General features: G+C 67.4%; 20 protein-coding genes. 14 read left to right on the top strand and 6 right to left on the bottom strand.

Going from position 1 to position 17676, the window contains the following annotated elements; genetic code table 11:
- Nucleotides 1-71 precede the first annotated feature (71 nt).
- Nucleotides 72-1235, top strand: coding sequence for an aminotransferase (locus ABU113_RS07105; protein ID WP_454558803.1), 1164 nt, complete (start codon nucleotides 72-74; stop codon nucleotides 1233-1235).
- Nucleotides 1236-1255: 20 nt separating this feature from the next.
- On the opposite strand, the gene ABU113_RS07100 is transcribed toward ABU113_RS07105, so the two are convergent.
- Entirely contained in the window at nucleotides 1256-1594 is a 339-nt protein-coding gene (locus ABU113_RS07100) for a P-II family nitrogen regulator (RefSeq protein ID WP_454558802.1), read from the bottom strand.
- A 139-nt stretch (nucleotides 1595-1733) separates the two neighbouring features.
- Between ABU113_RS07100 and ABU113_RS07095 the strand changes: the two genes are divergently transcribed.
- The 13 genes from ABU113_RS07095 (at nucleotide 1734) to era (ending at nucleotide 14391) form a co-directional block, all read left to right on the top strand.
- Nucleotides 1734-3434: a DUF389 domain-containing protein gene (locus ABU113_RS07095; RefSeq protein WP_454558801.1), complete on the top strand. Its 1701-nt coding sequence runs from the start codon at nucleotides 1734-1736 to the stop codon at nucleotides 3432-3434.
- Nucleotides 3435-3522: 88 nt separating this feature from the next.
- Nucleotides 3523-4824, top strand: a complete 1302-nt coding sequence (gene serS, locus ABU113_RS07090; protein WP_454558800.1) for a serine--tRNA ligase — start codon at nucleotides 3523-3525, stop codon at nucleotides 4822-4824.
- The gene (gene surE, locus ABU113_RS07085) at nucleotides 4824-5609 is read left to right on the top strand and encodes a 5'/3'-nucleotidase SurE (protein WP_454558799.1); all 786 of its coding nucleotides are present in this window, start codon (nucleotides 4824-4826) and stop codon (nucleotides 5607-5609) included. The genes serS and surE overlap by 1 nt, the downstream gene beginning before the upstream one ends.
- Nucleotides 5610-5968: 359 nt before the next feature.
- Nucleotides 5969-6796 (top strand): peptidoglycan DD-metalloendopeptidase family protein, encoded by an 828-nt coding sequence (locus tag ABU113_RS07080; protein ID WP_454558798.1) that lies wholly within the window; start codon nucleotides 5969-5971, stop codon nucleotides 6794-6796.
- Nucleotides 6797-6876: 80 nt separating this feature from the next.
- Complete coding sequence (gene rpoZ / locus ABU113_RS07075; protein ID WP_454558797.1) at nucleotides 6877-7224, top strand: DNA-directed RNA polymerase subunit omega; 348 nt, start codon at nucleotides 6877-6879, stop codon at nucleotides 7222-7224.
- Between the two features lie 174 nt (nucleotides 7225-7398).
- The gene (locus ABU113_RS07070; RefSeq protein ID WP_454558796.1) at nucleotides 7399-9534 is read left to right on the top strand and encodes a RelA/SpoT family protein; all 2136 of its coding nucleotides are present in this window, start codon (nucleotides 7399-7401) and stop codon (nucleotides 9532-9534) included.
- Nucleotides 9535-9556: 22 nt separating this feature from the next.
- A complete protein-coding gene (gene pyrE, locus ABU113_RS07065; protein ID WP_454558828.1) occupies nucleotides 9557-10144 on the top strand; it encodes an orotate phosphoribosyltransferase in 588 nt (195 codons plus the stop codon).
- A gap of 6 nt (nucleotides 10145-10150) precedes the next feature.
- Entirely contained in the window at nucleotides 10151-10711 is a 561-nt protein-coding gene (locus ABU113_RS07060) for a DUF2062 domain-containing protein (RefSeq protein WP_454558795.1), read from the top strand.
- Nucleotides 10708-11445: a pyridoxine 5'-phosphate synthase gene (locus tag ABU113_RS07055; protein WP_454558794.1), complete on the top strand. Its 738-nt coding sequence runs from the start codon at nucleotides 10708-10710 to the stop codon at nucleotides 11443-11445. The genes ABU113_RS07060 and ABU113_RS07055 overlap by 4 nt, the downstream gene beginning before the upstream one ends.
- Nucleotides 11442-11879 (top strand): holo-ACP synthase, encoded by a 438-nt coding sequence (acpS, locus tag ABU113_RS07050; RefSeq protein ID WP_454558793.1) that lies wholly within the window; start codon nucleotides 11442-11444, stop codon nucleotides 11877-11879. Before ABU113_RS07055 ends, acpS begins: the two co-directional genes overlap by 4 nt.
- A gap of 51 nt (nucleotides 11880-11930) precedes the next feature.
- Nucleotides 11931-12806, top strand: coding sequence for a signal peptidase I (gene lepB, locus ABU113_RS07045; RefSeq protein ID WP_454558792.1), 876 nt, complete (start codon nucleotides 11931-11933; stop codon nucleotides 12804-12806).
- Nucleotides 12803-13480 carry a ribonuclease III gene (gene rnc, locus ABU113_RS07040; RefSeq protein ID WP_454558791.1) on the top strand — a complete coding sequence of 226 codons (678 nt, stop codon included), beginning with the start codon at nucleotides 12803-12805 and terminating at the stop codon, nucleotides 13478-13480. The genes lepB and rnc overlap by 4 nt, the downstream gene beginning before the upstream one ends.
- Nucleotides 13477-14391 (top strand): GTPase Era, encoded by a 915-nt coding sequence (gene era / locus ABU113_RS07035; protein WP_454558790.1) that lies wholly within the window; start codon nucleotides 13477-13479, stop codon nucleotides 14389-14391. The genes rnc and era overlap by 4 nt, the downstream gene beginning before the upstream one ends.
- A gap of 142 nt (nucleotides 14392-14533) precedes the next feature.
- Here the strand turns inward: era and tatC are convergent, their stop codons facing one another.
- The 5 genes from tatC to ABU113_RS07010 form a co-directional block, all read right to left on the bottom strand.
- Nucleotides 14534-15346 carry a twin-arginine translocase subunit TatC gene (tatC, locus tag ABU113_RS07030; protein WP_454558789.1) on the bottom strand — a complete coding sequence of 271 codons (813 nt, stop codon included), beginning with the start codon at nucleotides 15344-15346 and terminating at the stop codon, nucleotides 14534-14536.
- Nucleotides 15343-15813 carry a Sec-independent protein translocase protein TatB gene (gene tatB / locus ABU113_RS07025; RefSeq protein WP_454558788.1) on the bottom strand — a complete coding sequence of 157 codons (471 nt, stop codon included), beginning with the start codon at nucleotides 15811-15813 and terminating at the stop codon, nucleotides 15343-15345. Before tatB ends, tatC begins: the two co-directional genes overlap by 4 nt.
- 65 nt (nucleotides 15814-15878) lie before the next feature.
- Entirely contained in the window at nucleotides 15879-16109 is a 231-nt protein-coding gene (locus ABU113_RS07020; protein ID WP_454558787.1) for a twin-arginine translocase TatA/TatE family subunit, read from the bottom strand.
- Between the two features lie 108 nt (nucleotides 16110-16217).
- Nucleotides 16218-16841 carry an SMC-Scp complex subunit ScpB gene (scpB, locus tag ABU113_RS07015; RefSeq protein WP_454558786.1) on the bottom strand — a complete coding sequence of 208 codons (624 nt, stop codon included), beginning with the start codon at nucleotides 16839-16841 and terminating at the stop codon, nucleotides 16218-16220.
- The gene (locus tag ABU113_RS07010) at nucleotides 16838-17674 is read right to left on the bottom strand and encodes a segregation and condensation protein A (protein WP_454558785.1); all 837 of its coding nucleotides are present in this window, start codon (nucleotides 17672-17674) and stop codon (nucleotides 16838-16840) included. The genes scpB and ABU113_RS07010 overlap by 4 nt, the downstream gene beginning before the upstream one ends.
- Between the last annotated feature and the right edge of the window lie 2 nt (nucleotides 17675-17676).

Raw genomic sequence — 17676 nt, 5'->3', positions numbered from 1 at the left:
CAAGACCGGCGGACGCTGCCCCCGACGGTCCCGCATTGTATCCACCCCGGCAGATTGGCTAGGAGGAGGCCATGAGCATCACCGGAAACCGCCAGTTCGCCACCCTGCCCACCACCGTGTTCACGGTAATGTCGGCGCTGGCCGTCGAGCACGACGCCATCAACCTCGGCCAGGGCTTCCCCGACACCGACGGCCCGGCGGACATCAAGGCCGCAGCCGCGCGCGCGCTCATTGACGGCCCCAACCAGTATCCGCCGATGCGCGGGCTGGCCTCGCTGCGTCAGGCGGTCGCCGACCATGACCGGCGCTTCCACGGCCTCGACATCGATCCCGAGCGCGGCGTGCTGGTGACCTCCGGCGCCACCGAGGCGCTGACGGCGGCGATCCTCGCGCTGGTCAACCCGGGCGACGAGGTGATCGTGTTCGAGCCGGTCTATGACAGCTATCTGCCGATCATCCGCGCCGCCGGTGCCGTGCCCAGGGTGCTGCGGCTGGCGCCGCCGGCATGGCGATTGCCGGAGGCGGCGCTGCGTGCCGCCTGCTCGGACAAGACCCGGCTGATCATCGTCAACAGCCCGCACAACCCGTGCGGCACCCTGCTCGGCGACGACGAACTCGACCTGCTGACGGAGCTGGCCTGCCGCCATGACATCCCGGTGCTGTGCGACGAGGTCTATGAGCATCTGGTGTTCGACGGCGCCCGCCATGTACCGCTGATGACCCGCCCCGGCATGGCGGCGCGCTGTCTGCGCGTTGGCTCCGCCGGCAAGACCTTCAGCCTTACCGGCTGGAAGGTCGGCTATCTCTCGGGCGCGCCGGCGCTGATCGACCTGGTCGCCAAGGTGCACCAGTTCCTGACCTTCACCACGCCCCCGGCCTTGCAGGCGGGCGTCGCCTACGGGCTGGCGTTGCCGGACGACTATTTCACCACCCTCGCCGCCGACATGCAGGCCCGCCGCGACCGGCTGGCCCGCGGCCTTGCCGGTCTCGGCTTCGAGGTGCTCCCGAGCGCCGGCAGCTACTTCCTGACCTGCGGTTACGGGCGCTTCGCCGACTGCGACGACACCGAGTTCGCGCTGCGGCTGGTGCGCGAGGCCCGGGTGGCGACGATCCCGCTCAGCGCCTTCTACGACCAGCCGGTGACGCAACGGCTGATCCGCTTCTGCTTCTGCAAGCAGGAGGCCGTGCTGGACGCCGCCGTCGAGCGGCTGCGCCGCTACTTGACGCGTGGCTGAACACTGATCTTCAAAGCGCCTCAGAGCGCGTCGTCGTCGCGCTCGCCGGTGCGGATGCGCAAGGCCTGGGCGACGTCGAGCACGAAGATCTTGCCATCGCCGATCTGGCCGGCGTTGGCGCTGGCGCGGATCGCCTCGGCCGCCACGGGGGCCAGGCCGTCCGGCACCACCAGTTCCAGCTTCAGCTTGGGCACGAAGGTGGTGTGGTATTCAGCCCCCCGGTAGATTTCCGTCTGGCCCTTCTGCCGGCCGTAGCCCTTGACCTCGGTCACGGTGAGCCCGCTCACGCCGGCGCCGGTGAGCGCGTCCCGAACCTCGTCGAGCCTGTAGGAGTTGATGATCGCGATGATGAGTTTCATCCATTCATCTCCAGCGCATGCCTGAACTCCACGCGAACGACGCACGCCCGGTCCACAAGCCTTGACGCGGGGATTGCCAACCAGCACGCCATTAAACCATGGTTGCGCTCCGTTGCTCAACCACCCAAGGCCCGACACCATGACCGACGCCCCCACGCCCGCCTCACCGGACCGGGAGAGCCTATCGAGCAAGGTGGTCAACGACCCCTTCACCAGCGACTTCTTCAGCGTCCTGCGCGGGCTGCCAAGGCGGATCTGGGTGGCCTGGCACCGCGACGTTGTCGCCCCGATCGACCATCCGCCGATCCTCGACCATGTTGCCCAGGACAGTGTCTGGACCATGCGTTACGGTTTCATGGTCATTGTTTCTTGCGGCATCGCGATCCTCGGCTTGCTGCAATCCTCCCCTGCCGTGGTGATCGGCGCCATGCTGATCTCGCCGCTGATGGGGCCGATCGTTGCGCTCGGCTTCTCGCTGGTGCTGCTCGACTACCGCGAGATGCGCAACGCCATCATCACCCTGGGCACTGGCGCCCTGCTGGCCATCGCCACCTCGTTCCTGATCGTCAAACTGTCGCCGCTGACCTCGCCGACGCCGGAAATCCTTGCCCGCACCCGGCCACAATTGTTCGACCTGCTGGTGGCGGTGTTCTCGGCCATGGCCGGCGGTTACGCCGTCATCAAGCAGCGCGGCGAGACCATTGTCGGAGTCGCCATCGCGACCGCCCTGATGCCGCCGCTGGCGGTAGTCGGCTACGGCCTGGCGGTGGGCAACTGGACGATTTTCGGCGGCGCGCTCGGGCTGTTCATGACCAACCTGCTGGCGATCGCGCTCACCGTCTCGGTGATGGCAAAGCTGTTCGGCTTCGGCACGCACCTGACGCCGCGCACCGGATTCTGGCAGACGGTGGCCATCGTCGCCATGTTTGCCGGCGCCTCCATACCGCTTGCCATGTCGCTGCGGCAGATCGCCTGGGAAACGGTGGCCAGCACCGTCATCCGTGCCGACATTCAACGCCATTTCGGCAAGGAACGCACCCGGATCACTGATTTCACCATCGATTATGCCAACCCGACGGCAATTGCCGTCGAGGCGGTCATCCTCACCGACACCTACCGGGAGGGGGCCGGGCGGGCGCTGGGAGAGCGACTGTCGGCCCGCCTGCAACGACCGGTGACCGTCACCCTTGACCAGGTGCTCCGCGGGTCGGCGCAAGCCCGCCAGGACGCCGGACTGCGTCAGGCGGAAGCGGCCATGCGTTCGTTCCTGCAACTGCGCGAAACAGAATCGAAGAACAGCGCCCAGGCCGGCCAGATCCAGCAGGTCATCACCCTGGCACTGGGTGTTCCCGTCGAGGCCATGCTCGTGGACCGGGTCGCGCAGCGACTGCGCGTGCCCGTGGGCATCGGTGTCGCCAGCGTCGGCGAACTGCGACGTCTGGAGACCCGGCTGCAAAGCCATTTCAGCGACTGGACGGTGGAAATCGTACCGCCGGTGGGCGTACCTCTCATGATCCGCTTTCCGGCCGGATCGGCCGAACTCAGCGCCGACGACAGCGCGCTGAAGAACAGTCTGTGGGCACTCAAACGCTGGCACGCCGGTGCCGTGACCGTCACTGGTTACGCCTCGGACGCCACCGACGGCCGCCCGGCCACAGCCCGTCGCCTGGCCGCCGACCGCGCCAAGGCAGTGATCGCGACCCTGAGTGCGGCGGGCCTTGACGTCACCGAAGGACGCCCCGACGACACCGGCACGCAACGGGCGGTCGCCGTGGAACAGGGAGCCGCCCGTCTGAGGGTCGCGGTCATTGAACCCGCCAGCACCGCCCCCCTGCAATGACGCGCCCTCGACACCGACGCTTGAGTTTTGCGCGATGGCGGGCCACAGGAGGCAGCGACTAGTCCATTGATCGACTCCCGGGGCCCCCATGCATGACATCCGCGCCATCCGCGACAACCCCACGGCCTTCGACGCCGGCCTTGCCCGCCGGGGCCTGACACCGCTTGCCGACGGCCTGCTCGCGCTCGACCAGGCGTTGCGCGCCGTGCAAACCGAGATGCAGCAGGCCCAGGCGCGCCGCAACGAGGCCTCCAAGCTGATCGGCCAGGCGATGGCCCGAAAGGACACCGCCACGGCGGACGCGCTCAAGGCCGAAGTGGCGGCGCTGAAGGACCGGCTGCCGGCGCTGGAGGACCAGGAACGCCAGACCCAGGCGGCCCTGAGCGCGAAACTGGCGGAAATCCCCAACCTGCCACAGGACGACGTCGCCGACGGGCCGGACGAGAGCGCCAACGTCGAGGTCCGCCGCTGGGGCACGCCCCGCGCCTTCGACTTCACGCCCCGCGACCATGTCGACCTCGGCGAGGCACTGGGGCTCGACTTCGAGGCCGCCGCCAAGCTGTCGGGCGCCCGCTTCGCCGTGCTGAAAGGCCCGCTGGCCCGGCTGGAGCGCGCGCTCGGCCAGTTCATGCTCGACATCCAGACCACCGAGCATGGCTTCACCGAAACAGCGGTGCCCTATCTGGTGCGCGCCGAGGCGATGTTTGGCACCGGCCAGCTGCCGAAGTTCGAGGAGGACCTGTTCAAGTCCACCAACGACCCGGCCTTCTATCTGATCCCCACCGCCGAGGTGTCGCTCACCAACCTGGTGGCCGGCGACATTCTCGACAGCGAGGCGCTGCCGCTGCGGCTGACCGCGCTCACTCCGTGCTTCCGCGCCGAGGCCGGTTCGGCCGGCCGCGACACCCGCGGCATGATCCGCCAGCACCAGTTCCACAAGGTGGAGATGGTCGCCATCACCACGCCCGAGCAGTCGGACGCGGAGCATCAGCGCATGGTCGCCTGCGCCGAGACCGTCCTGCGCAAGCTGGAACTGCCCCACCGCACCATGATGCTGTGCACCGGCGACATGGGCTTTTCCGCCACCAAGACCTTCGACATCGAGGTCTGGCTGCCCGGCCAGGAGCGTTATCGCGAGATATCGTCGGTCTCCAACTGCGGCGACTTCCAGGCCCGGCGGATGAACGCCCGCTGCCGGCCGAAGGGCGACAAGGCGACCCGCTTCGTCCACACCCTCAATGGCTCGGGACTGGCCGTCGGCCGCACCCTGATCGCCGTGCTGGAGAACCACCAGCAGGCCGATGGCAGCATCGCCATTCCCGCCGCCCTGCAGCCCTACATGGGCGGCCTCACCCGCCTGGAGCCCACTCGATCGGAGCCCGCCCGCTGATGCGTATCCTGCTGACCAACGACGACGGCATCCATGCCCCCGGCATGGCGGTGCTGGAAGAGATCGCCGCCCAGCTGTCCGACGATCTGTGGGTGGTGGCGCCGCTGGAGGAACAGTCCGGTGCCGGCCATTCGCTGACGCTGAGCCAGCCGATCCGCGTACAGCAGTTCGGCCCGCGTCGTTTCGGCGTGCGCGGCACCCCCACCGACTCGGTGATGATGGCGCTGGGCAAGCTGGTGGACGGCCGCCGGCCGGACCTGGTGCTTTCCGGCGTCAACCGCGGCGCCAACCTCGCCGAGGATGTCACCTACTCCGGCACGGTGTCGGCGGCGATGGAAGGCACGCTGGCCGGTGTGCCGTCAATCGCGCTGAGCCAGGCCACCATCGAACGGCCGGTGGGCGCCGAGGCCTTCGCCCCGGCGCGCGCCTTCGGCGTCGCGGTGATCCGCCAGCTGCTGGCCACCGGCTGGGGCACCGGCGGCCACAAGGGCGTGCTGATGAACGTCAACTTCCCGCCGCACGACGTGGCGCAGATCAAGGGCGTGCGCGTCACCGAACAGGGCTTCCGCGATCTCGGCGCCACCGTCATCGAGGAGCGCATCGACGTGCGCGGCTTCCCCTATTACTGGTTCGGCCTGGGCCGGGAAATCCGCGAGCCGGGGCATGAAACCGACATCAAGGCGATGCGCGAGGGCTATGTGTCGGTCACGCCGCTGCACCTTGACCTGACGCACCGGGAATCGATGGCCGCGCTCACCGCCGGCTTTGAAGGCTTCACCCGCTAACACCGGACCGGAGACTCTTTGCGGGAGTAGCCGGTTCCTCTAGAGTCAGCGTCATGAAACGGGTTGCCCACAAGATACTGTGTCTTGTGGTCGCAAGCATGCTGGCGGCTTGCGGCTCATCCAACTTCGAGCGCGTGAAGGCCGCCGCCCAGGCGCAAACCCGCGCCCAGGAACAGGCCCGCGCCCAGGAACAGGCCCGATCACAAGCACCGGCGCCGAGGCAACAGAAGTCCCGGTCCGCCCCAACCCCAACCCGACACGCCGCCCGCCCCGCCCCGCCGCCGCGGCGCAGTACGCCGGCGGCAACCGCCGCTCGTCCGGCAACGCCGTCGCCGCCTGCCCCGGCCAGAGCCAGTCCAGTGGCCGTCAGCGGCGGCACGGTGGTGGTCCAGCCGGGGGAGACATTGTTTGCCTTGTCACGACGTACCGGGGTCGAACTGCGCGACCTCATCAGTGCCAACGGGCTGGAGCCGCCCTATGCGCTGCGCTCGGGCCAGCGACTGACCATACCGGCCGCGCGCTACCATGTCGTCCAGCCCGGTGAGACAGGTTACGCCATCTCCCGCGCCTACGGAGTCGACCTGACGGCGCTTGCCCGCCTCAACGATCTTGCCGCCCCTTACGGCGTGCGGATCGGCCAGCGCCTGCGCCTGCCGGCGAGCGGAAGCGCCGCGCCCGACCCGATCACGACATCCGGTCAGGCGCTCGCCAGCACCGGCGAAGCCGCCCCCGGCAGCGTCGCGAAGACCGGGCCGGCCACGGCCACGCCGGCGCCCATCCCCCGGCCTGGCAGCTTTGCCGGCCGTTTCACCTGGCCCGTCGAGGGTCGCGTCATCTCCGGCTATGGCCCCAAGGCTGGCGGGCTGCACAACGATGGCATCAACATCGCGGTCAACCGGGGCACCACCGTGCGGGCCGCCGCCGATGGCGTGGTCGCCTATGCCAGCGATGGCCTGGCCGGCTTCGGCTGGCTGTTGCTCATCAAGCATGGCGACGGCTGGGTGACCGCCTATGCCCACAACCAGGAACTGCTGGTTTCACGCGGCGACACGGTGCGTCAGGGTGATCCCGTGGCCCGGGCCGGCGCGACCGGCGCCGTCGACCGTCCGCAATTGCATTTCGAGATCCGCCGGGGCCGACAGGCCATGAACCCGACTCAGTATCTGCCACAGCGTGCAGCGTCCTGAACCGCTGAAAATCTTGACTTTGCCGGGCAGGGCTGATAGCCGCGCCGGTTCATCCTGTGGATTTCGAGAGAGGCTTGGCCATGGCGCGCGTTACCGTCGAGGATTGCGTTGAAAAGGTTCCCAACCGTTTCGATCTGGTTCTCTACGCCGGCCAGCGGGCGCGGCAGATTTCCAGCGGCGCCGAACTGACGGTCGACCGTGATCGTGACAAGAACCCGGTGGTCGCGCTGCGCGAGATCGCCGAGGAAACCGTATCGATCGAGTCGCTGCAGGAAGCCCTCGTGCAGTCGATGCAGAAGGTCATCGAGGTGAAGGACGACGTGCCGGAGGAGGAGGTCTCGCTGGCCGCCTCGGCCGCGGCACTGCGCCTGACGGCCGCCCAGCCGCCGCGTCCGGCGGTCGAGGACGACGACGTCGGCGACGAATAAGTCGGCGAATAAGTCACAGTGCGGCCACACCTGCACGGCGATGGCCCGACACCCGTATTGCGAGGTTGACCTCGACGCCGCTCTCCCCAATATCGTTGGGAACTGGCGGAGTTAGCAAGAAGAAGCCCGGCGCCGCGCCGGGTTTTTTCGTGGCGCGGGAAGTGACTGGAACAGGTGCTCAGGCAGTACGAGCTGGTCGAGAAGGTCAGAGCCTACGATCCGGAGGCGGACGAGGACCTGCTGAACCGCGCCTATGTGTTCTCGATGAAGGCCCATGGCACCCAGTTGCGGGCCAGCGGCGACCCTTATTTCTCCCACCCCATCGAAGTGGCGGGCATCCTCACCGACCTCAAGCTCGACGACAAGACCATCGCCACAGCGATCCTGCACGACACCATCGAGGATACGGTGGCAACGCAGGAACAGATCGACAAACTGTTCGGCGCCGATGTCGGTCGGCTGGTGGACGGCGTCACCAAGCTGTCGCGCATTGAAGCCCAGACCGATACTGAACGGGCAGCCGAAAACTTCCGCAAGTTCCTGCTCGCCATGTCGGACGACATCCGCGTGCTGCTGGTCAAGCTCGCTGATCGCCTGCACAACATGCGCACGCTGCATTTCATCAAGAACGAGGATAAGCGCCGTCGCATCGCTCGCGAAACGCTGGACATCTATGCGCCACTGGCCGAGCGCATCGGCATGTACGAGTTCAAGAACGAACTTGCCGCCATCGCCTTTCGTGAACTTGATCCACCGGCTTACGAGACGATCACCAGGCGGCTGGCCCAGTTGCGGGAAACCGCCGGAGACCTGGTGCCGCGGGTCATCGAGGACCTGACCGCCCTGCTCGCCCAGAACGAAATCAGGGCCGAAGTGTTCGGCCGCGAGAAGCAGCCGCACTCGATCTGGAAAAAGATGCACGAGCGAGACATCAGCTTCGAGCAGCTTTCCGACATCATGGCGTTTCGGGTGCTGGTGGACAGCACGCCGCAGGTCTATCAGGCGCTGGGGCTCATTCACCAGCGATGGCCAACCGTGCCGGGCCGGTTCAAGGATTACATCTCGACGCCCAAGCGCAACGGCTACCGTTCGGTGCATACCACGGTGATGGGGCCGGGACGGATGCGGATCGAAATCCAGATCCGTACCCACGAGATGCACGCCCAGGCGGAACTGGGGCTCGCCGCCCACTGGGCCTACAAGCAGCACCTGCAGACGGAGGGCGGCAAGCAGTACCCGTGGCTGCAGGACCTGCTGGAAATCCTTGAACACGCCTCGACGCCCGAGGAGTTCATGGAACACACCCGCATGGCGATGTTCCAGGACCAGGTTTTCTGCTTCACCCCCAAGGGCGAGCTGATCCAGCTGCCCAAGGGGTCCACGCCGGTCGATTTCGCATACGCCGTTCACACCAAGCTAGGCGACACCACCGTCGGCGCCAAGGTCAACGGCCGGGTGGTGCCGCTGCGCACCGTGCTGGCCAATGGCGACCAGGTGGAGATTCTCCGTTCGTCCGCGCAGCAACCTGATCCGGCGTGGGAAGCCTTCGCCATTACGGGCAAGGCCCGCTCGGCCATCCGCCGCTTCGTCCGCCATAAGGAGCGGGAAGATGGGATCGCCCTTGGCCGGCGCCTGCTTGACGCGCTGGTGGAACGGCTGAAGGTACCGTTGGCGGACGGCGCGATCAGGGACGCGCTGGTGCGGCTGAAGCTCGCTGACGAGGAGCAGCTGTATCTGGCGCTCGCCAGCCACCAGCTCGGTGACGAGGCGGTGATGGAGGCCATCCTGCCCGGTTCGGTGAGCAAACCGAAGCGCGGCCGCAAGGCCGCCGACGTGGACGAACACAAGGAGCCGGCACCGCTGGCGCTGTCGATCCAGGGCCTGACCCCCGGTGTCGCCGTCCATCTGGCCGAATGCTGTCACCCGGTGCCGGGCGACCGCATCGTCGGCATCCGGCAGACCGGCCAGGGCGTGCTTGTGCACACCATTGACTGCCACAGCCTTGAATCGCTGGCCCACGTCCCTGACCGCTGGGTCGACCTGCGCTGGCATGGCGATTCCGGCCCGGAGCGCTTCATCGGCCGCCTGACGGTGGTCATGCGCAATGAACCCGGCGCGCTGGCGACCGTCGCCGGCATCATGGCCCAGAGCGACACCAATATCGCCAACGTCAGGCTGCTGCATCGCGACCGCCAGTTCGCCACGTTCGAGATCGATGTCGAAGTGGCCGACCTGCGCCATTTGACAAGGGTGCAGGCAGCTCTTAGGGCAACCCAGGTCGTGGGCGCGGTCGAACGCCGCCACGGCTGACAGTACAGGCAGGATCACGATGATGACGGATGACGATGTCTTGGCGGAATTCCGCGCCGCCGGCGCCCTGCTCGAAGGGCATTTCATCCTCTCCTCGGGGCTGCGCTCGTCACTCTATCTCCAGTGCGCACTGGTCCTGAAGTCGCCGCCGCGCGCCGAGCGCCTGTGCCAGGCACTGGCGGCACGCCTGCCCGCCGACATCCGCGGTCAGATCGACCTCGTTGTCTCGCCGGCCATGGGCGGCGTCGTGGTGGGTTACGAGATGGCCCGCGCGCTGGGTGTCGACTCACTGTTCACCGAACGCGTCGACGGCCAGTTCACCCTGCGGCGCGGCTTCGAGATTCCGGCCGGCGCCCGCGTGTTCATGATGGAGGACGTGGTCACCACCGGCTTGTCCTCGCGTGAGTGCATCCGCTGCATCGAAGACCATGGCGGCACGGTGATCGCCGCCGGCAGCCTGGTGGATCGTTCCAGCGGCCAGGCCGACCTCGGCGTGCCGTTCTTCCCGCTGGTCCGCTTGTCGGTGCCGGCCTACCCGGCGGACCACCTTCCGCCCGAGCTGGCCGCCATCCCCGCCATCAAGCCCGGGAGTCGCGGCCTCAAGGCCTGAACCGCGATGTTCCGCCGCCGCCAGCCCCTGCCGCTGATCCCGCGCTTGATCAACCGGCTGTGGCCGCGCCAGGGGCTGCGCCGGACCCTGCTCTACTATCGTCACCGCCTGCTGCGACTGCCGGGCACGCCGCATGGCATCGCCGCCGGGGTGGCCTCCGGTATCGCCATGTCCTTCTCGCCGCTGGGCCTGCATGTGGTGCTGGCGATGGCGCTCGCGTTGGTGACGCGCGGCAATCTGCTCGCCGCCACGCTCGCCACCATCCTCTTCGGCAACCCGGTGGTGGTCGGGCTGCTGATGGCCGCCGATATTGGTCTGGGTGAAATGCTGGTGGGCAAACACCCGTCGGCGAGCACCCCCGACATCAGCCTGATCACCTTCTTCCAGCATCCCGTCGACGCCATCGAACACTTCGGCCCGGCCTTTGCCGCGGGCGCCATCGTACTGGCTGCAATCGGCTGGGTTCTGGCGTATATCGCCATGCGCAAGCTGATCGTCTTTGCCCATCACCAACGCGCCAGGCGGCTGCGGGCTCGCCAGCGCCTTCATGAGAGAGGTGCCGCATGACCGGGTCTCGTCTGCGTCTGGGGGTCAACATCGACCATGTGGCGACCATCCGCAACGCACGCGGCGGAGTGCACCCCGACCCGGTGAAGGCCGCCCGGCTGGCGGTCGCCGCCGGCGCCGACGGCATTACCGCGCATCTGCGGGAGGACCGGCGCCACATTTCGGACAACGACATCGCGCGCCTGGTCACCGAGATCGACCGCCCGCTCAATCTGGAAATGGCCGCCACCGACGAGATGCTCGCCATCGCGCTTCGCCACCGGCCGCACGCCGCCTGCATCGTGCCGGAACGCCGCGAGGAGCGCACCACCGAAGGCGGGCTGGACGTGGTGGGCGGCCTGGCACGGCTGACCCCGATGGTGACCGCCCTGCGCGAGGCCGGCATCCGTGTATCGTTGTTCATCGAGCCCGACCCGCGCCAACTGGAGGCCGCCGCCCGGCTCGGCGCGCCCGTCGTCGAGCTGCACACCGGCCGCTACAGCCATCTCGCCGGCAGCGCCGCTGTGGTCGAGCTGGAACGGCTGACGCAAGCCGCCCGTCACGGCGCGGCGCTGGGCCTTGAGGTCCATGCCGGCCACGGCCTGCGCACCGACAACGTCGGCCCGGTCGCCGCCATTCCCGAACTGGCCGAACTCAATATCGGCCACTTCCTGATCGGCGAGGCGGTATTCGTTGGCCTCGACCGCGCGATCGGCGACATGCGCGCGGCCATGGACGCCGGACGTCTTCAATGATCATCGGACTGGGCAACGATCTCGCCAACATCGAGCGCATCAGCGCCTCGATCGAACGGTTCGGTGCCCGCTTCATCAATCGCATCTTCACTGAGGTCGAGATCGCCCGTTCGGAACGGCGAGAACTCACCCGCGCGGCGAGCTACGCCAAACGCTTCGCCGCCAAGGAGGCCTGCGCCAAGGCACTGGGCACCGGCTTTCGCGCCGGTGTGTTCTTCCGCGACATGGGCGTCATTAACCTGCCCACCGGCCAGCCCACGCTGAGCCTGACCGGCGGCGCCGCCGTACGGCTGGCCGCCATCACCCCGCCCGGCATGGCGGCCGACATCCATTTGACGCTGACTGACGATCATCCCTGGGCGCAGGCAGTGGTCATCATCTTCGCCCGCCCCCTGCCCGACGGCCCGGCTGGCACCCCCTCTCCCTTGACTTGAACCCCCTCCCGGGGCCAAGTGCGCCCCTTCCTTCGCAACCGGTGGACCCGCATGGCCGATCCTGACACCCCCGCTTCTCCGCCCCTCACCGAGGCCGGCAAGCCGCAACCGAAAGCGACGCCCGAGAAGCCCGCGGGCTGGCTGGAGGAAAGCAAGGAACTGCTGAAAACCATCGTCTATGCGGTGCTGATCGCGGTCGGCTTCCGCTCGATCGCCTACGAGCCGTTCAATATCCCCTCGGAGTCGATGCTGCCGGGCCTGCTGGTCGGCGACTATCTGTTCGTCTCCAAATATCCCTACGGCTACAGCCGCTACTCTTTCCCGCTCGGCATCATGCCGATCGAGGGTCGCATCCCCGACCGTGCGGTTGAACCGGGCGACGTGGCCGTGTTCAAGCTGCCCAAGGACAATTCGACCGACTTCATCAAGCGTATCATCGGAATGCCTGGCGACATGATCCAGATGAAGGGCGGCGCGCTCTACATCAATGGCCAGGCGGTTAAGCGCGAGAAAGTGGCGGATTTCGTGGTCAGGGTCAGCCCGAACACCGACTGCCCGATGTACCCCTTCTACCGGGTGACCGACGACACCGGCCAGGCCGTGTGCCGCTATCCCCAGTATCGCGAGACGCTGCCCAACGGCCGCAGCTACATGACGCTCGACCTGCAGGGCTTCGGGCCGCACGACAACACCCGTCCGTTCTACGTGCCGGCGGGTCACTACTTCACCATGGGCGACAACCGCGACAATTCGCTCGACAGCCGGGTATCCCCGATGGAAGACGGGGTCGGCTTCTTGCCAGCCGAGAATCTGGTCGGCCGCGCCGAGATCCTGTTCTTCTCCACCAACGGCGAGGCCCGGCTTTGGGAGCCCTGGAAGTGGCACAAGACGGTCCGCTGGGAGCGTCTGTTCCAGAAGGTCCAATGAACGATACCGCCGCTCTCGACTGGGCCGAGCAGGCACTCGGACGCCGTTTCAAGACGCCTGCCCTGCTGGAGGAAGCCCTCACCCACACCTCGCTGCCTGGCCCCAGCTATCAGCGGCTGGAGTTTCTGGGCGACCGCGTGCTCGGGCTGATCATCGCCGACTGGCTGTTCGAGCGCTTCCCGCGCGAAAGCGAGGGCCGGCTCAATCGCCGCTTCGTCGAGCTGGTACGGGGCGAGACCTGCGCCAGCGTCGCCCGCGCCATCGGCGCCAGCGCCCACGTCCGGCTCGAACGCACCGCCCGCGAACAACGGGTGCATGAAACCCTCAACGTGCTCGGCGACGTCTGCGAGGCGCTGATCGGCGCGCTGTACCTCGACGGCGGCATGACGGCGGCCCGCAAGTTCGTCCATGCTGCCTGGACACCGTTGCTGGAGGGTGCCCACACCGTCAGCAAGGATCCCAAATCAGCGTTGCAGGAATGGGCGCAAGGGCGCGGACTGCCGATCCCGACCTACCAGATTATATCCCGATACGGCCCGCACCACGCTCCGGAGTTCACCATTGAGGTAAACGTTCGCGGCCAGGCGCCCGTGCAGGCCACCGGCGCCTCCAAGCAGGAAGCGGAGAAGCGCGCCGCCACCGCCCTGCTCGAAACCCTTAAAGGACAGTCATGACCGACACCCCTCCCCCCACCCTCTGCGGCGAGGTCGCCGTCATTGGCGCCCCCAATGCCGGAAAGTCGACGCTGGTCAACGCGCTGGTGGGCGCCAAGGTCGCCATCGTCTCGGCCAAGGTGCAGACCACCCGGACCCGGCTGATCGGCATCGCCATCGAGGGGCGGGCACAGATGCTGCTGGTGGACACGCCGGGCATCTTCGCGCCCAAGCGCCGGCTCGACCGGGCGATGGTCAAGGCCGCATGGACCGGCGCCCAGGGCGCCGATGTCATCGTGCTGGTGATCGACGCCAAGCGCGGCACCCGCAATGAGGAGGTGGAGGCGATCCTCGCCGGCCTCGAAGCCGATACCACCACGCCAAAACTGCTGGTGCTCAACAAGGTGGACATCTGCCCCAAGGAGCGACTGCTGAGCCTGACGGCGGAGCTCAGTGCCCGCCTGCCGTTCCAGCAGATCTTCATGGTCTCGGCCGAGACCGGCGATGGTGTCGCCGATCTCAAGCAGACCCTGGCCGCCATGATGCCGGAAAGCCCCTGGCATTACCCGGAAGACCAGGTCGCCGACGTCACCCAGCGGCTGATGGCGGCCGAAATCACCCGCGAGAAGATCTACCACCAGCTCCACGACGAATTGCCCTACGCGGCCGCCGTCGACACCGAGAAATGGGAAGAACGCCGCGATGGCTCGGCGGCGATCCACCAGGTGATCTACGTCGAGCGCGAGACCCAGAAGCCAATCGTCGTCGGCGCCAAAGGCACGCGCATCAAGGCCCTGGGTGAGGCCGCGCGGGCCGACATGGAAGCGCAGCTCGGCCGGCGCATCCACCTGTTCCTGCATGTCAAGGTCAAGCCCAACTGGGCGGAGGACCGCAGCGTCTACCGCGAGATCGGCCTCGACTGGGTGGAGTGACGAGATCCCGCTGTCACGGGGGTCGACGGGACGCCAGGCTGTCGGCCGCAGAGGGAGCGACGGCGCGCCGCCCCGCGCGGGCGGCTGATCCGTCCGCACCGGCCGCCATCGACAGCAACCGGTCGATTCACGCAGCCTGATGTCAGTCGCTGGCCGTAAGGTCGGTACCCGGCGTCGCGGAGTCGGCGTCGGGCTGCGATGCCTTACGACGATTCATCAACCGGATGCACAGAATGGACACCTCGTAGAGCAGCACCAATGGCAGGGCGAGCAGCAGCTGCGAGATCACGTCCGGCGGCGTCACCACGGCGGCAATGGCGAACGCAATCACGATCGCATAACGCCGGCCTTTCACCAGTGTTTCCAGCGACACGATGCCGACACGGGCCAGCAGCACCAGGAACACCGGCAACAGGAACGCAAAGCCGAAGGCAAAGATCATGTGCATGACCAGCGACAGATAATCCCCCATCGCCGGCAAGGCCTCATGCGACAGTCCCTCCACCGGATCCTTGTTCTCGAAACTGAGGAAGAAGCGGAAAGCCGTCGGCATGACGAAGTAATAGGCCAGCGCCGCGCCCGACAGGAACAGCACCGGCGTCGCCACCAGAAACGGCAGCAACGCCCGCTTCTCGTTACGATAGAGGCCCGGCGCCACGAACAGCCAGATCTGGTTGGCGATCACCGGAAACGACACGAAGCCCGCAGTGAACAGCGCCACCTTGAGCTGGACGAAAAACGCCTCGTAGAGCTTGGTGTAAACCAGTTTCGCGTCGTGCTGGCCGCCAAAGGCCTTCGCCAGCGGCTGCACCAGGAAGGCGAACACCTCGTCGGCGAAGTAGAACGAGACGAAAAACGTCACCACCAGCGCCAGCACGCTGTAGAGCAGCCGCTGCCGCAACTCCACCAGATGCTCCATCAATGGCGCCTTGGTGTCGTCGATATCCCCGATCATGGCTTGACCTCCGGCGCCGGGCCCGCGCCGCCGGCAACGTCCGGGGTCTCCGCCGCCAGCGTCTCGGATGGCGCTTCCTCGGCAACGGTCTCGCCGGGGCTGCTCGCGGCTGGTTGGCCCTGCTGGGCGTTCCAGGCCGCCAGCGCCTCCTCGCGGGAGCCGGGGGCGGCGGGTGTCGCCGTCGACGTCCCAGCTTCTCCTTCCGGCGGCAGCGGTGGCGCGGTCTCGGGCGCTATGGCCGGAGACGTGACGTGCGGCGTCGTCGCGGCGGCCTTCTCCCGCTCCTCCGCCAGTTCCGCCTCGCGCATCATCTGGTCGAAGCCGGCCCGGAACTGCATGGCCAGCCCCCGTCCGTGGCTGACCCATTTGCCAATGGTGCGCATCAACCTCGGCAGATCCTTAGGACCCACCACAATCAACGCGACAAGGCCAACCAGCAACAGCTCGGAAGGAGCGATGTCAAACATGCACGAAGTCCTTCACGCCGGCCTGGCCCCCTGGGGAAGCCAGTGCCGGGCCCGCGCCATGAGCCTCAGCCCTTGACCTCGTCCTTGACTTCCGCCTTGGCGTCGATGGCATTGCCGGAGACAACACGGGGCGTCTCGGCCGGCGGTGCGGGCTCGGCCTCGTCGGAAAGCCCCTTCTTGAAGCTTTTGATCCCCTTGGCGACATCACCCATGATGTCGGAAATCCGGCCCCGTCCAAACAGCAGCACCACGACCAGAATCAGCACCATCCAGTGCCAGATGCTTCCCAGACCCATCTTACTCTCCTCGTCGGGCTGGCGCGTGCCACGCCCATTTCCAGCCCGTATTTAGGCGCAATCGCCCGTCGTTGCTACAGCGGACATGTGATAACGCGACGACACACGTCAGCCTTCCTCGTCCTCCGGCGGCAGCGGCAGCTCAAGCTCGACGTCCTCCGGCACCGTACGCTCAACCCCCATCGCCTCGCCGAGGCTGACTTCCTGCGGCTCCAGAAGACCAGCGCCCTTGAGCTCCTCCAGACCCGGCAGGTCCTTGATCGACTCCAGGCCGAAATGGGCGAGGAACTCGACGGTGGTGCCGTAGATCACCGGCCGGCCCGGCGCTTCCCGGCGGCCAACCGGCTTCACCCAGCCGGCCTCCAGCAACAGGTCCAGCGTGCCCTTGGACAGCGAGACACCACGAATGTCCTCGATGTCGGCGCGACTGACCGGCTGGTGATAGGCGACGATCGCCAGCGTCTCCACTGCCGCGCGGGAGAGCTTTTTCAGCTCGTCGACTTCCTTGCGCATCAGGAAGGCGAGATCCGGCGCGGTCTGGAACAGCCACACCGGCCCGCGCTTCACCAACTCGACGCCGCGGCCGGCATACTGGTCGGCCAGCGCCGCGAGGATCGCCGGCACGTCGGCGCCGTCTGGCAGGCGATCGGCGATCTCGCTGTCCTTCAGCGGCGCGGTCGCCGCGAACAGGATCGCCTCCGCCATGCGCAGATGTTGGGGGTCCAGGGTCATTCGCCCTCCCGCTTCTTCAGGTACAAGGGGCCAAAGGGTTCAAGCTGCTGCAGATCGGCCCGCCCCAGGCGTGCCATCTCCAGCGTCGCGACGAACGTGGACGCCAGCGCCGAGCGGCGGAAGTCGGCGTCGCCGCCATCGGGCAGGAAGCTCATCAGGTCGGTCCACTGGATGGTGCGGCCGATCAGCCGCTCCAGCCGTTCCAGCGCTGCCTCCAGCGACCAGACCGGCCGGCGCCTGGGCTGGTAGGTCGCCGCCTGGCCCTTGGTGCGGATGTCGGCATAGGCCTTGAGCAGTTCGTAGAGCGTGCAGTCGAAGGCCGCGCGCTTGACGATGGCCAGCCCCTCCGGAGCACCCCGTGGCAACACGTCGCGGCCGAGCCGGTCGCGCCCCAGCAGACGGGCAGCGACATCGCGGATCGCTTCCAGCCGTTGCAGCTGCAGTTGCAGGCGGGCCGCCAGTTCCTCGGCCGAGGGCTCTTCGTCATCCTTCTCCGGCGGCAGCAGCAGGCGGGATTTCAGATAGGCAAGCCAGGCCGCCATCACCAGATAGTCGGCCGCCAGTTCCAGCTTGAAACGGCGGGCCTCGTTGATGAAGGCGAGATATTGTTCCACCAGCGCCAGAATGGAGATTTTCGCCAGATCGACCTTCTGGGTGCGCGCCAGCTGCAGCAGCAGATCGAGCGGGCCTTCATAGGCGTCCAGTCGCACCACCAGCGCCCCGTCATCGCCGCCGCCGGCACCCGACCGGTCGCGCACGGGCGCGTCGAACGCCTCCGGAGAGTCCGCGATGGCCTCCGGGTCGGCCTGCTCTGGCGGAACCGCGTTCGTCATGC

This window comes from Parapedomonas caeni (genome assembly GCF_041060555.1).
In the GTDB taxonomy this organism is placed as follows: domain Bacteria; phylum Pseudomonadota; class Alphaproteobacteria; order Sphingomonadales; family Sphingomonadaceae; genus CAUJIW01.
Note: the sequence above shows the minus strand (reverse complement) of the source record. Positions and strands in the feature narration are given on the sequence as shown.

Excerpts from the sequence above, each read along its gene's own strand:
- ABU113_RS07105 (WP_454558803.1), top strand. The coding sequence starts at position 72 with ATGAGCATCACCGGAAACCGCCAGTTCGCCACCCTGCCCACCACCGTG.
- ABU113_RS07100 (WP_454558802.1), bottom strand. The coding sequence starts at position 1,594 with ATGAAACTCATCATCGCGATCATCAACTCCTACAGGCTCGACGAGGTT.
- ABU113_RS07095 (WP_454558801.1), top strand. The coding sequence starts at position 1,734 with ATGACCGACGCCCCCACGCCCGCCTCACCGGACCGGGAGAGCCTATCG.
- serS (WP_454558800.1), top strand. The coding sequence starts at position 3,523 with ATGCATGACATCCGCGCCATCCGCGACAACCCCACGGCCTTCGACGCC.
- surE (WP_454558799.1), top strand. The coding sequence starts at position 4,824 with ATGCGTATCCTGCTGACCAACGACGACGGCATCCATGCCCCCGGCATG.
- rpoZ (WP_454558797.1), top strand. The coding sequence starts at position 6,877 with ATGGCGCGCGTTACCGTCGAGGATTGCGTTGAAAAGGTTCCCAACCGT.
- pyrE (WP_454558828.1), top strand. The coding sequence starts at position 9,557 with ATGACGGATGACGATGTCTTGGCGGAATTCCGCGCCGCCGGCGCCCTG.
- ABU113_RS07060 (WP_454558795.1), top strand. The coding sequence starts at position 10,151 with ATGTTCCGCCGCCGCCAGCCCCTGCCGCTGATCCCGCGCTTGATCAAC.
- ABU113_RS07055 (WP_454558794.1), top strand. The coding sequence starts at position 10,708 with ATGACCGGGTCTCGTCTGCGTCTGGGGGTCAACATCGACCATGTGGCG.
- acpS (WP_454558793.1), top strand. The coding sequence starts at position 11,442 with ATGATCATCGGACTGGGCAACGATCTCGCCAACATCGAGCGCATCAGC.
- lepB (WP_454558792.1), top strand. The coding sequence starts at position 11,931 with ATGGCCGATCCTGACACCCCCGCTTCTCCGCCCCTCACCGAGGCCGGC.
- rnc (WP_454558791.1), top strand. The coding sequence starts at position 12,803 with ATGAACGATACCGCCGCTCTCGACTGGGCCGAGCAGGCACTCGGACGC.
- era (WP_454558790.1), top strand. The coding sequence starts at position 13,477 with ATGACCGACACCCCTCCCCCCACCCTCTGCGGCGAGGTCGCCGTCATT.
- tatC (WP_454558789.1), bottom strand. The coding sequence starts at position 15,346 with ATGATCGGGGATATCGACGACACCAAGGCGCCATTGATGGAGCATCTG.
- tatB (WP_454558788.1), bottom strand. The coding sequence starts at position 15,813 with ATGTTTGACATCGCTCCTTCCGAGCTGTTGCTGGTTGGCCTTGTCGCG.
- ABU113_RS07020 (WP_454558787.1), bottom strand. The coding sequence starts at position 16,109 with ATGGGTCTGGGAAGCATCTGGCACTGGATGGTGCTGATTCTGGTCGTG.
- scpB (WP_454558786.1), bottom strand. The coding sequence starts at position 16,841 with ATGACCCTGGACCCCCAACATCTGCGCATGGCGGAGGCGATCCTGTTC.
- ABU113_RS07010 (WP_454558785.1), bottom strand. The coding sequence starts at position 17,674 with ATGACGAACGCGGTTCCGCCAGAGCAGGCCGACCCGGAGGCCATCGCG.